At 59.7% G+C, this 11,414-nt stretch carries 10 protein-coding genes and 1 pseudogene; 3 read left to right on the top strand and 8 right to left on the bottom strand.

Going from position 1 to position 11,414, the window contains the following annotated elements:
* Positions 1-86: 86 nt before the first annotated feature.
* The 5 genes from cyoE to cyoA are packed head-to-tail and all read right to left on the bottom strand — an operon-like array spanning position 87 to position 4,911.
* The gene (gene cyoE, locus AC19YY_RS27835) at positions 87-974 is read right to left on the bottom strand and encodes a heme o synthase (RefSeq protein ID WP_029300217.1); all 888 of its coding nucleotides are present in this window, start codon (positions 972-974) and stop codon (positions 87-89) included.
* An 11-nt stretch (positions 975-985) separates the two neighbouring features.
* Positions 986-1,321, bottom strand: coding sequence for a cytochrome o ubiquinol oxidase subunit IV (gene cyoD, locus AC19YY_RS27830; protein ID WP_029300215.1), 336 nt, complete (start codon positions 1,319-1,321; stop codon positions 986-988).
* A complete protein-coding gene (cyoC, locus tag AC19YY_RS27825) occupies positions 1,321-1,947 on the bottom strand; it encodes a cytochrome o ubiquinol oxidase subunit III (RefSeq protein WP_038446230.1) in 627 nt (208 codons plus the stop codon). The genes cyoD and cyoC overlap by 1 nt, the downstream gene beginning before the upstream one ends.
* Positions 1,948-1,950: 3 nt before the next feature.
* Complete coding sequence (cyoB, locus tag AC19YY_RS27820; RefSeq protein ID WP_057444528.1) at positions 1,951-3,969, bottom strand: cytochrome o ubiquinol oxidase subunit I; 2,019 nt, start codon at positions 3,967-3,969, stop codon at positions 1,951-1,953.
* A 3-nt stretch (positions 3,970-3,972) separates the two neighbouring features.
* Positions 3,973-4,911 carry a ubiquinol oxidase subunit II gene (gene cyoA, locus AC19YY_RS27815; RefSeq protein WP_029300208.1) on the bottom strand — a complete coding sequence of 313 codons (939 nt, stop codon included), beginning with the start codon at positions 4,909-4,911 and terminating at the stop codon, positions 3,973-3,975.
* A 27-nt stretch (positions 4,912-4,938) separates the two neighbouring features.
* On the opposite strand from cyoA, the pseudogene AC19YY_RS27810 reads away from it, so the two are divergent.
* A pseudogene (locus AC19YY_RS27810) lies at positions 4,939-5,153 on the top strand (hypothetical protein).
* A gap of 553 nt (positions 5,154-5,706) precedes the next feature.
* On the opposite strand, the gene AC19YY_RS27805 reads toward AC19YY_RS27810, so the two are convergent.
* Complete coding sequence (locus AC19YY_RS27805) at positions 5,707-6,213, bottom strand: disulfide bond formation protein B (RefSeq protein ID WP_169954931.1); 507 nt, start codon at positions 6,211-6,213, stop codon at positions 5,707-5,709.
* A gap of 239 nt (positions 6,214-6,452) precedes the next feature.
* The gene (gene hmpA, locus AC19YY_RS27800; protein WP_169954930.1) at positions 6,453-7,634 is read right to left on the bottom strand and encodes an NO-inducible flavohemoprotein; all 1,182 of its coding nucleotides are present in this window, start codon (positions 7,632-7,634) and stop codon (positions 6,453-6,455) included.
* 156 nt (positions 7,635-7,790) lie between these two features.
* Here hmpA and norR point away from each other — a divergent pair, with 156 nt between their 5' ends.
* The gene (gene norR, locus AC19YY_RS27795; RefSeq protein ID WP_500605153.1) at positions 7,791-9,332 is read left to right on the top strand and encodes a nitric oxide reductase transcriptional regulator NorR; all 1,542 of its coding nucleotides are present in this window, start codon (positions 7,791-7,793) and stop codon (positions 9,330-9,332) included.
* A gap of 118 nt (positions 9,333-9,450) precedes the next feature.
* Here norR and AC19YY_RS27790 read toward each other — a convergent pair whose 3' ends face one another.
* Positions 9,451-10,362, bottom strand: a complete 912-nt coding sequence (locus AC19YY_RS27790) for a DMT family transporter (RefSeq protein ID WP_500605152.1) — start codon at positions 10,360-10,362, stop codon at positions 9,451-9,453.
* A gap of 136 nt (positions 10,363-10,498) precedes the next feature.
* On the opposite strand from AC19YY_RS27790, the gene AC19YY_RS27785 reads away from it, so the two are divergent.
* Positions 10,499-11,374 (top strand): helix-turn-helix domain-containing protein, encoded by an 876-nt coding sequence (locus AC19YY_RS27785; protein WP_432755073.1) that lies wholly within the window; start codon positions 10,499-10,501, stop codon positions 11,372-11,374.
* The last annotated feature ends 40 nt before the right edge of the window (positions 11,375-11,414 follow it).

The raw sequence follows: 11,414 nt of genomic DNA, 5'->3' as shown, positions 1-11,414 counted from the left end.
GAAATGGATATGTACTCATACCAAACCACCCCCACAAAAAAGCCCCGCGCTTCTCTCGAAGGCGGGGCTTTTCATTGCATCCCAACTCAGTGGGCGTAAGTCAGCAGCAACTCTTTCGGCACCTGGAAATCCAGGGACATCATCACGCTCAAGGCCGTGATGGTGAAGATCGAGAAGACGAACAACTTGCGCGCCCAGACAGTGTCATCCACCGCCTTGTAGCCGGTCCAGGCCATGTACAACCAGTACATGCCCATGGCCGCGGCGACGGCGAGGTAGCTCATGCCGGCGTAGCCACTGAAGGTCAACATCAAGGTCGCCACAAGGAAGGCCAGGATGTAGAGCAGGATGTGTTTCTTCGCCACCTGGATGCCGCGCTTGACCGGCAATACCGGAATCGAAGCCGCCAGGTAATCGTTGAAACGGAAGATCGCAATGGCGTAGGAGTGCGGCATCTGCCACAGGCTGAACATCACCAGCAGCACCAGCGCAGCCATGTCGAAGCTATTGGTCACAGCGACATAACCAATCACCGGCGGCATCGCCCCCGACAGGCTGCCCACCAGCGTGCCGTGAACCGACTTGCGCTTGAGGTACAGGCTGTAGAGGCCGACGTAGATGACAAAGCCGATCACGGCAAACAACGCCGCCAGCGGATTGGCCACCGTGTACAGCAATGCCACGCCGGCAACACCGAGGACGGTCGCGAAGATCAGTGCCAGTTTCAGGGAGATCAGGCCCTGGACCAGCACACGATTCTTGGTGCGTTCCATCTTGATATCGATGTCACGGTCGATGCAGTTGTTGAACACGCAACCGGATGCCACAACAAGGGAAGTGCCGATCATTGCCGCCAGGAAGATGGCCAGATCGACATGCCCCTTGGAGGCCAGGAAGAAACCGCCTGCCACAGAAAGCACGTTACCGAAAATGATCCCCGGTTTGGTGATTTGGATAAAGTGCTTGAGCGACATCGGGTCTTACCTCACTTCGCCATCATGTAGGTGTGGATGCTGAACATGATCCACAACGACAGGCCGACCAGCAGCAGGATCACAATGGCCGTGAACACAAACGCAATCACGTTGTTGCGCTGGGCCTGGGAGCGATCCAGGTGCAGGAAGTAATACAGGTGGACAACCACCTGGATCACCGCGAACAACAGCACGATGGCCAGTGTCGTGGCCTTCGGCAAGGTTGGGTACATCACCAGGCCGAACGGGATGATCGTCAGGATCACCGACAGGATGAAGCCGATAGCGTAAGACTTTACGCTGCCGTGGCTCGCATCATGGCTGTCATGGGAGTGTGCATTAGCCATTACAGAGTCCCCATCAAGTAGACAACGGTGAAGACGCAGATCCAGACCACGTCCAGGAAGTGCCAGAACAGGCTCAGGCAGCTCAGGCGGGTCTTGTTGGTCGACGTCAGGCCATGCTTGTTGACCTGGTACATCATGATCGCCATCCAGATCAGACCGGCGGTGACGTGCAGACCGTGGGTACCGACCAGGGTGAAGAACGCCGACAGGAAGCCGGAACGGCTAGGGCCGTAGCCTTCGGAGATCAGCAGGTGGAACTCGTTGATCTCCATGGCGATAAAGCCAAGGCCGAGCAGGAAGGTCAGGCCCAACCACTTCAGCACGCCCGCCTTGTTGCCACGGAAGAACGCCAGCATGGCGAAGCCGTAGGTGATCGAACTGAACAGCAGCAAGGCGGTTTCGCCCAGTACGTAATTCAGTTCGAAGATGTCGTGGCCCGACGGGCCACCCGCTACGTTGTTTACCAGTACCGCGTACACCGCGAAGATCGATGCAAACAGGATGCAGTCGGTCATCAGGTAGAGCCAGAAACCGTATACGGTCATCTCGCCCGAGTCGTGGTGATGGTCATCGTGCCCATGGTCATCGACATGGGCGTGTCCAGCATTGGTCACTAAGTTCGACATGGTTTAAGCCTGTTCCAACGAGGTTTCAACACGGTTGGCCGGAATCTTCTTCTCGGCTACCAGGCGAGCGTGCTGCTCGGCTTCGATGCGCTCGATCACGTCGACCGGCACCATGTAGCCTTGATCATCACGAGCCGCGTGGATCACGAAATAGATCACGGTGCCAGCCAGGCTTGCGATGGCCAGCCACCAGATGTGCCAGATCATCGCGAAACCGAAGACCGTCAACAGCGCGCCCATCACCACGCCAGTGGCGGTGTTGTTCGGCATGTGGATCGGCTCGTAGCGCACAGGACGCTGGTACGCAGTACCGTTTTCCTTGGCTTCGGTGAACGGATCGATGGTCTCGGCCTTAGGCAGCACGGCGAAGTTGTAGAACGGCGGTGGCGACGAGGTCGACCATTCCAGGGTGTGTGCATTCCATGGGTCGCCGGAGTCGCAGGCGTTTTGCTTGCGGTCACGGATACTCACGTACAGCTGGATCAACTGGCAGGCAATACCGACAGCGATCATCACCGCACCGAACATGGCCACGTACAGGTACGGCACCCACTCAGGGTTGGTAGTGGCGTTCAGACGACGGGTCATGCCCATGAAGCCCAGTGCGTAGAGCGGCATGAACGCGACGAAGAAGCCGGTGATCCAGAACCAGAATGCAGCCTTGCCCCAGCCTTCGTGCAGCTTGAAGCCGAACGCTTTCGGGAAGTAGAAGCTGAAGCCAGCGATGTAGCCGAATACCGCACCACCGATGATCACGTTGTGGAAGTGCGCGATCACGAACAGGCTGTTGTGCAGCACGAAGTCAGCACCCGGGATGGCCAGCAGTACACCGGTCATGCCGCCGATGGCGAAGGTCACCATGAAGCCCAGGGTCCACAGAACCTGGCTGGTGAAGCGCAGGCGGCCGTGATAGATGGTGAACAGCCAGTTGAATAGCTTCACCCCCGTCGGGATCGAAATCAGCATCGTCGCCAGGCCGAAGAAGGCGTTGACGCTGGCCCCCGAACCCATGGTGAAGAAGTGGTGCAGCCAGACCATGAAGCCCAGTACGGAGATCGCGCCCGAGGCGTAGACCATCGAGTGGTGACCGAACAGGCGCTTGCCGGTAAAGGTCGAGATCACTTCGGAGAAGATACCGAACGCTGGCAGGATCAGGATGTACACCTCAGGGTGACCCCATGCCCAGAACAGGTTCACGTACATCATTGGATTGCCACCAAGTTCATTGGTGAAAATGTGGAAATCCATGTAACGGTCAAGCGTCAGCAGGGCCAGGGTAGCGGTCAGGATCGGGAACGAAGCCACGATCAGGACGTTGGCCCAGGTGCAGGTCCAGGTGAAGATCGGCATGTCCATCAGCTTCATGCCTGGGGTACGCATTTTCAGCACGGTGGCCAGGAAGTTGACCCCCGTCAGCGTCGTACCCAGCCCGGATAGCTGTAGCGCCCAGATGTAGTAATCCATCCCCACGCCCGGACTGTATTGCAGCCCCGACAATGGCGGATAGGCAACCCAACCGGTCTTGGCGAATTCGCCGACGCCCAGGGACAGGTTGATCAGCACGACGCCGGAAACCAGCAGCCAGAAGCTCAGGGAGTTGAGGAACGGGAACGCAACGTCACGCGCACCGATCTGCAGCGGCACTGCCAGGTTCATCAGGCCGGTGAAGAAAGGCATCGCCATGAAGATGATCATGATCACACCGTGGGCGGTGAAGATCTGGTCATAGTGTTCAGGCGGCAGGTAGCCAGGCGAACCCTCGGTGGCCATGGCCAACTGGGTACGCATCATGATGGCGTCGGCAAAACCACGCAGCAGCATGACCATGGCGACGATGATGTACATCACGCCGATTTTCTTGTGGTCGACCGACGTCAGCCACTCGGTCCACAGGTAGGTCCACTTCTTGAAGTAGGTGATTGCCGCAAACAGCGCCAGACCACCCAGCGCGATCATGGCGATGGTCACCATCACGATCGGCTCGTGGAATGGGACCGCTTCCCAACTTAATTTACCAAACATCGTTTACTCCTCTGCCCCGGCAGCTGAATGCGAATTTGCGTCCGTCCCTTCCACAGCAGCCACTTCTTTCTTCTCGTGCTTGACCGGCTTGCCTGGTTTCATCCCTTCATACTTATCGATGATTTTCTGAAACAGGTCCGGCGTGTACGAGGAGTACAGCTCTACAGGGTTGTTCTGGCTTGGCTTGGCAAGGGCTTCGTATTCAGCTTTTTCAAGCTGTTTTGGTGAGCTCTTGGCTTCTTGTACCCAGGCATTGAAGTCTTCCTGGGTGGTGGCGATTGCTTTGAATTTCATGCCGGTAAAACCCGCGCCACTGTAGTTGGCGGAGATACCGTCGAGCTCGGCGTTCTGGTTGGCAATCAGGTGCAGCTTGGTCTGCATGCCCGCCATCGCGTAGATCTGGCCACCCAGGCCCGGGATGAAGAACGAGTTCATCACCGCATCCGAGGTCACTTTGAAGTTGATCGGGGTGTTGGCCGGGAACACGATCTTGTTGACGGTGGCGATCCCTTGCTCGGGATAGATGAACAGCCACTTCCAGTCCAGCGCGACCACTTCGATAGTGATTGGCGGCACGTCGGATTCCAGCGGACGGTAAGGGTCCAGCTCGTGGGTCGACTTATAGGTGATGTAACCCAGGGCGATGATGATAAGTACAGGTACCAGCCACACCGCGATCTCGATCTTGGTGGAGTGCGACCACTTCGGCGCGTAGGTGGCCTTGGTGTTGGACGCGCGGTATTTCCAGGCGAACGCGAAGGTCATCACGATCACCGGCACCACGACCAACAGCATCAGCAAAGTGGCCGTGATGATCAGGTTACGTTGCTCCACGCCGACCTGACCCACAGGGTCGAGCAGCGTCCAGTTGCAGCCTCCCAGCAATAACATGCCGAAAAGCGGCACTATGCCTAGTAATCGGGTGTACCTGTTTTTACTCATCTCACGACCTCTAAAGCAGCTTGCGCAATGCAGTTGGGTTTTGATCGCCAACACTTCACCCTGCCAAGGGTTGGCATTTCTCTTCGATTGAATAAGGGCCTGCCCGGCGCTTCATGCGCTGATCGACACGTCCAGGTCTGGCGGTGAATTCTTATTCGATTTCGTTGGTCAAAGGCCTTGTTACAGACCAATTCCATTTGGTGCGGATAGTTGAAAGGCTGCCGGCACCTGGGGTCGCATGAAGCAATGTTTTCGCCTCTCGACCGCCCTATTTGCTCAGGGTTGAGCAGCACCGGACACTCAGTGCGGGCGATTGTAGTTAGCTAGCGATGTATAAACCATGACTTATAAAGAAATAATTTTTATCGATTCCAGCAATAATCCTGCGCCATTGTTGCAAAGGTTCGGGATCCTATCGCGTTTGATTCTCAACAAAAACCACAAAAAATGCTGTGTTATTGCCTAATGTGTCGCACCTCAAGGCCCCTTTCAGGGTCGCCAAACCCCAGGCAAGCCCGCTAAAAACAAGGCATTCGCCGATCACCAGAAGTTCTCGAGAGCACGCCGTGCGCGGGGTCGGCCGGGGTGGAAAGTGACAGGCAGCAGCCCCCGACCAATGGTCGATTAAGCGCCCTGGCGCGGGGTGGGAAACGTCCTGCGACGCCCTCAGTGTGACAACGTGTCGCACGTTGCGCGCCGCCAATCTTGTCCGGCGTCACGGTCCTTTCACAAAATCCCCGCACACAAAAACGCCCCGGCCTGCATCAGCAGGACCGGGGCGTTTTGTAGGACGATTTAAGCGCTGTGCTTGCGATTGCGGTAAATGCCCAGGGGCACCAGGATCACCGTCAACACGAACGCCACCAGCGCCCACTGCGCCAGGGACAAGCCCAGCACCGGCGGGTATGGCGTGCTGCAGAAACCATCGACCTGGAAGCCCAGGGGGAAGATCTTCGCCAGGGGCAGGTCATCGACAATCGGCTGCAGCACATCGACGCCGCAACTGATGGCCGGGTAGAACTGGGTGTACACATGATGCCCGGCGGCAGCGACACCGCCGAGGGCGCTGAGCACGACCAGCACTTCAAAGATCGTGACACTGCGTTGGGTACGCATGGCCGCGCCGATAAAGGCAAAGAGCGCAATCAGCAGCAAGGCATAGCGCTGCAGGATGCACAGCGGGCATGGCGCTTCACCCAGCACTATCTGCATATAGAGTGCGCCACCGATCAGCGCCAGGCAGATGATCCCCAGCAACACCAGGAAGCGCCGCTCCCGCCCCAACCGCATTTCGTCAATCATCCCCGTTTCCCTTTGCCTAATGATGGGTGTGCCAATGGCCGCAAGTTTACACACAGGAGGTGAAAATTTAGCAGTAGGCGTCGGCATCTTAGGCGCAGGCGGGTTAACGACACATTAATGTGGGGGGGTTCGGACGCCATCGCAGGCAAGCCAGCTCCCACATTTGAATGTATTCACACATCAAATTGTGGGAGCTGGCTTGCCTGCGATGAAGCCAATGCGGTTTAAAGACCTGCCGCTTATTCCAGCGCCGCCGCCGGCCCGAAGAACTCATACCGGCTCTGCTTCTCAGGCACACCGAGCGCCTTGAGGTGACGCTTGATCGCACTCATGAAGCCCTTCGGCCCCAGGAAGTAGGCATCCACATCACGCTCCTCAGGTAACCAGGCCGCCAGTTGCTCCTGAGTCAGCATGCCGAGCTTGTCCGCCGCCGGGCTGATGCCGTCGTCTTCGGCATAGCAGTAAAAGCGCTGCAATTGCGGATGACGTGCAGCCAGGGCATCGACCCAATCACGAAACGCATGCACGCCGCCATTACGCGCGCAGTGGATAAAGTGCACCGGGCGCTCGGTGGCCAGCGCCGCTTCCAGCATCGGCAGGGTGGGAGTGATGCCCACCCCGCCGCTGATCAGCACCAGGGGCTTGTCGCTGGGCACCAGGGTGAATTCCCCCGATGGCGGGAACAGGTCGATGGTCGCGCCCACATGCATCTGATCATGCAGATAGTTGGACACGCGCCCGCCCGCTTCGCGCTTGACACTGATGCGGTACAGGCCCGCGTCGGTGCGCGCCGACAATGAATAGTTGCGGCGCACTTCTTCGCCATCGAGGATCAGCTTCAGGCCGATGTACTGGCCGGGCTCGGCAGCGAGGATTGGGCCGTTGTCCACCGGGGCAAAGTACAGGGAGATGATTTCACTGCTCTCCTCCACACGCTTGACCAGCAAAAACGGGCGCGCCCCACGCCAGCCGCCAACGGCCTGGGCTTTTTCGTCGTAGATCGCGCTTTCTGCGCCGATCAGGATGTCGGCCAACTGACCATAGGCCGCGCCCCACGCGCTCATCACTTCTGGGGTCGCGATTTCGTCACCCAGCACCTCGGAAATCGCCCGCAGCAGGCAGTTGCCGACAATCGGGTAGTGCTCCGGGAGGATTTGCAGGGCCACGTGCTTGTTGATGATCTTGGCCACCAGGTCGCCCAACTGGTCCAACTGGTCGATATGCCGCGCGTACATCAACACGCCGTTGGCCAGGGCACGGGGCTGGTCGCCGCTGGCCTGGTGGGCCTGGTTGAACAGCGGGCGCACTTCGGGGTATTCGGACAGCATCATGCGGTAGAAGTGGGTGATCAGGGCTTCGCCACCGCTTTCCAGCAGCGGCACAGTGGACTTGACGATGGCACGGTCTTGAACGCTAAGCATGGGGAGACTCCTGAGCCTTTGGGGCTTCTGAATGATTACCCTGTAGCACTCAGTATTCGTGCCAACTAATAAACCTATATTTATCAGTGATTTAATTTAGAAGTAGTCAATATGACCTCCTACACTTTATAGTCACTAGGACTACAAGGAGTCATTATGACTGCACACTCCCTGCTCACCACCCTGCTGCCACTGGTGGCTGACCTGTCCCGCGAACTGCCGGAAGGCGAACGTTACCGACGCCTGCTGCAAGCCATGCGCACCCTGCTGCCCTGCGACGCCGCCGCGCTGTTGCGCCTGGACGGCGAATGGCTGGTGCCGCTGGCCGTGGACGGCCTGAGCCCGGACACCCTGGGCCGGCGCTTCAAGATCAGCGAACACCCGCGCTTTGCCGTGCTGCTGAGCGGCCCCGGTCCGACCCGTTTCGACAGCGACAGCGAACTGCCCGACCCCTACGACGGCCTGGTCGATGGCCTGCACGGGCACTTGGAGGTCCACGACTGCATGGGCTGCCCGCTGTTTGTCGATGATCATCCCTGGGGCCTGCTGACCCTGGACGCCCTGGACACCGAACGCTTCGAGCGCGTCGAACTGGACGCCTTGCAGGCCTTCGCCAGCCTCGCCGCCGCCACGGTCAATGTGGCCGAACGCATGGAACACCTGGCCCTGCGTGCCGAGGACGAACACCAGCGCGCGGAAATCTATCGCCAGGCCAGCGGCCAGCAGCACAAGGAAATGATCGGCCAGAGCAAGACCCACAAACGCCTGGTGGAAGAAATCAAACTGGTGGGCGGCAGCGACCTGACCGTGTTGATCACCGGCGAGACCGGGGTTGGCAAGGAGCTGGTGGCCCAGGCCATCCACGCGGCCTCGCCCCGCGCCGAGAAACCGCTGATCAGCCTCAATTGCGCCGCCCTCCCGGAAACCCTGGTGGAAAGCGAGTTGTTCGGCCATGTGCGCGGCGCGTTTACCGGCGCGCTGAATGAGCGTCGGGGCAAGTTTGAATTAGCCAATGGCGGCACCCTGTTCCTCGATGAAGTGGGTGAGTTGTCGCTGACGGTCCAGGCCAAGCTGCTGCGGGTCCTGCAAAGCGGGCAGTTGCAGCGGCTCGGTTCGGATAAGGAGCACCAAGTGGACGTGCGCCTGATCGCCGCCACCAACCGCGATCTCGCCGAGGAAGTACGCAACGGCCGCTATCGCGCCGACTTCTATCACCGCTTGAGCGTGTACCCCCTGCAAGTGCCGGCCCTGCGTGAACGCGGGCGCGATGTGTTGCTGCTGGCAGGCTTTTTCCTTGAGCAGAACCGCTCGCGCATGGGCCTGGGCAGCCTGCGCCTGACCAGCGATGCCCAGGCGGCGTTATTGGCCTATGGCTGGCCCGGGAATGTACGCGAGCTGGAACACTTGATTGGCCGCAGCGCGCTGAAGGCCCTGGGCAATTGCCGCGAGCGGCCGAAGATCCTCAGCCTCAGTGCCAAGGACCTCGACCTACCCAATGAGTCTGCGCCATTGATCGAAGCGCCCGTGGAACTCGCACCGGTGACCGGCGATCTGCGCCAGGCGACCGCGCACTACCAAAGGCAAGTCATCGGCGCTTGCCTGGAGCGCCACCAGCACAACTGGGCCAGCGCCGCCCGCGAACTGGGCCTGGACCGCGCCAACCTGGGGCGCATGGCCAAGCGCCTGGGCCTGAAGTAACGCGGATCACCCTGTAGGAGCTGGCTTGCCTGCGATAGCGGTGGGTCAGTCAGCATAGGCATTGCTGATTCACCGCTATCGCAGGCAAGCCAGCTCCCACATTAGATCTTCTTACACATTAGGTTTGCTTCGGCTGAAAAAGTGGGCTCACAGGTGCAACCGCCCTGGGCTTACGAAACACCAACACATTCCCCAGCATCACCAGCACCAACCCGGCCAGCGCCGGGGCGGTCCATTGGTAGCCTTCGACCAGCGCCGAGACGTTCAGCGCCACCACCGGGAACAATACGGTGCAATACGCCGCCCGCTCCGGGCCCATGCGGCCGACCAGGGTCAGGTAGGCGGTAAAGCCAATCACCGAACCGGGGATCACCAGGTACAGCAACGAGCCGATGTAGCGGGTGTTCCACTCCATCTCAAATGGAATGCCCTGCACTACGCAGTACAGCGCCAGCATCGAGGCGCCATAGGCCATGCCCCAGGCGTTGGTGGTCAACGGCTTGAGCCCGGCTTTCTGTTGCAGGCTCGACAGCATGTTGCCCGCCGAGAAACACAGGGTCCCCAACAGCGCCAGGCACAGCCCCAACAGCGTCTCGGGGCTGGCGGTATGCCCGGCCAGTTCGGGCCAGAACAAAAACCCCAGGCCCAGCAAACCAAGGCCACCGCCCAGCAATACATTGCGCGCGATTTTCTGGCCGAAGAACACCCGGGCATTCAGCGCATTCCACAACGTCGCGGTAGAGAACACCACGGCCACCAGGCCGCTGGGGATCCACTGACTGGCCGTGAGGAAGCACATGAAGTTCACGCAAAACAGGCACAAGCCCTGGGCCAGGCAGATCAGGTGCCCACGGCGGTTCATCACCTGCAATTTGCGGCTGAGCAGCAGCAACACAAACAGCACCAGCGCCGCCAGGCCGAAGCGATAGACGATCGAGACCGGAATCTGCACCACGCCCAACTGCCACTTGAGGGCGATCCAGGTCGTGCCCCAGATCAGCACGGTCAGTAAATACAAAGATAGGTTCATGGCGTACTCCGGTGGTTGAGCCACAGTTTCACCCCGCCTTGCTGCCAGGCACTTGCAGATTCTTGCGCTTTTGTCGGGCCGAGGGATCACAGCGCCGGCCGCCGGGAGTAGGATGCAAGGCGTCGGAGAGAACCCCATGCCTGCACTGGAAAACCTACAAGTCTTCAAAGCCCTGAACAGTTCGCCCAACGCTCGCCTTGAGCTGTGCGCCGAGCTCGGTGACGGCTTGTCTGCGGCTTTGTGGAGCAACCACCACGACTCCCAGGACTACGAAGCGCCCAGCCATCACACCCTGTCCTGCTACGTGGGCGGCGGCACCGAGACATTTCGCCGTGGCCAGCCCGGCACCAAGGGCGGCCCCGATAAATTGTGCATCCTGCCCGCCGAACATCAGTCGGCCTGGGTGATCAACGGCGAGATCCGCCTGGCCCACGTGTACTTCAGCCAAGAGCAATTTGCCCTGGGTTGCATCACCCTGCTGGACCGCGAACCCAGGGCGCTGCAACTTCGCGAAAGCACGTTTTTGGAAGACCCGCAGCAAGCCCGGCGCTTTCACCAACTCATCGGCCTGAACTGGCAGGAACCCGCCGAACGCCTGCTGACCAGTAGCCTGGCCCATGAAATGCTCAGCCACACCCTGCTCAGCCAGGTCGGCCTGCGCGAAGGCTTGCGGCTCAAGGGCGGATTGGCGGCGCATCAACGCCGCCAGTTAGTGGACTACATCGAGCAGCAACTGGCCGAGCCGATCAGCCTGGGGCAACTGGCGGGGCTGTGCGCCTTGTCGGAATACCACTTTGCGCGGATGTTTCGCACAAGCTTTGGCCTGCCGCCCCACCAATATGTGCTGACCCGCCGCCTCGCGCAGGCCCAGGCCCTGTTGCGCAGCGGGTCAATGCCGCTGGGGGAGATTGCCCTGGCATGCGGGTTCTCCAGCGCCAGCCACTTTACCAACCGGTTTCGCCAGGCGATGGGAGCGACACCGGGGGAATATCGGCAGGCGTTCCGACCCTAGTTGCCTTGACACAAAACTAATGTGGGCATGGGATTTTGTG

This window comes from Pseudomonas sp. MF09156, from assembly GCF_059862305.1.
Note: the sequence above shows the minus strand (reverse complement) of the source record. Positions and strands in the feature narration are given on the sequence as shown.

What these genes read in the sequence shown, in the direction of transcription:
- AC19YY_RS27805 (WP_169954931.1), bottom strand. Translation starts at nt 6,213, where the DNA reads ATGATTGACGAAATGCGGTTGGGGCGGGAGCGGCGCTTCCTGGTGTTG.
- cyoB (WP_057444528.1), bottom strand. Translation starts at nt 3,969, where the DNA reads ATGTTTGGTAAATTAAGTTGGGAAGCGGTCCCATTCCACGAGCCGATC.
- cyoD (WP_029300215.1), bottom strand. Translation starts at nt 1,321, where the DNA reads ATGGCTAATGCACACTCCCATGACAGCCATGATGCGAGCCACGGCAGC.
- norR (WP_500605153.1), top strand. Translation starts at nt 7,791, where the DNA reads ATGACTGCACACTCCCTGCTCACCACCCTGCTGCCACTGGTGGCTGAC.
- hmpA (WP_169954930.1), bottom strand. Translation starts at nt 7,634, where the DNA reads ATGCTTAGCGTTCAAGACCGTGCCATCGTCAAGTCCACTGTGCCGCTG.
- AC19YY_RS27785 (WP_432755073.1), top strand. Translation starts at nt 10,499, where the DNA reads ATGCCTGCACTGGAAAACCTACAAGTCTTCAAAGCCCTGAACAGTTCG.
- AC19YY_RS27790 (WP_500605152.1), bottom strand. Translation starts at nt 10,362, where the DNA reads ATGAACCTATCTTTGTATTTACTGACCGTGCTGATCTGGGGCACGACC.
- cyoE (WP_029300217.1), bottom strand. Translation starts at nt 974, where the DNA reads ATGTCGCTCAAGCACTTTATCCAAATCACCAAACCGGGGATCATTTTC.
- cyoA (WP_029300208.1), bottom strand. Translation starts at nt 4,911, where the DNA reads ATGAGTAAAAACAGGTACACCCGATTACTAGGCATAGTGCCGCTTTTC.
- cyoC (WP_038446230.1), bottom strand. Translation starts at nt 1,947, where the DNA reads ATGTCGAACTTAGTGACCAATGCTGGACACGCCCATGTCGATGACCAT.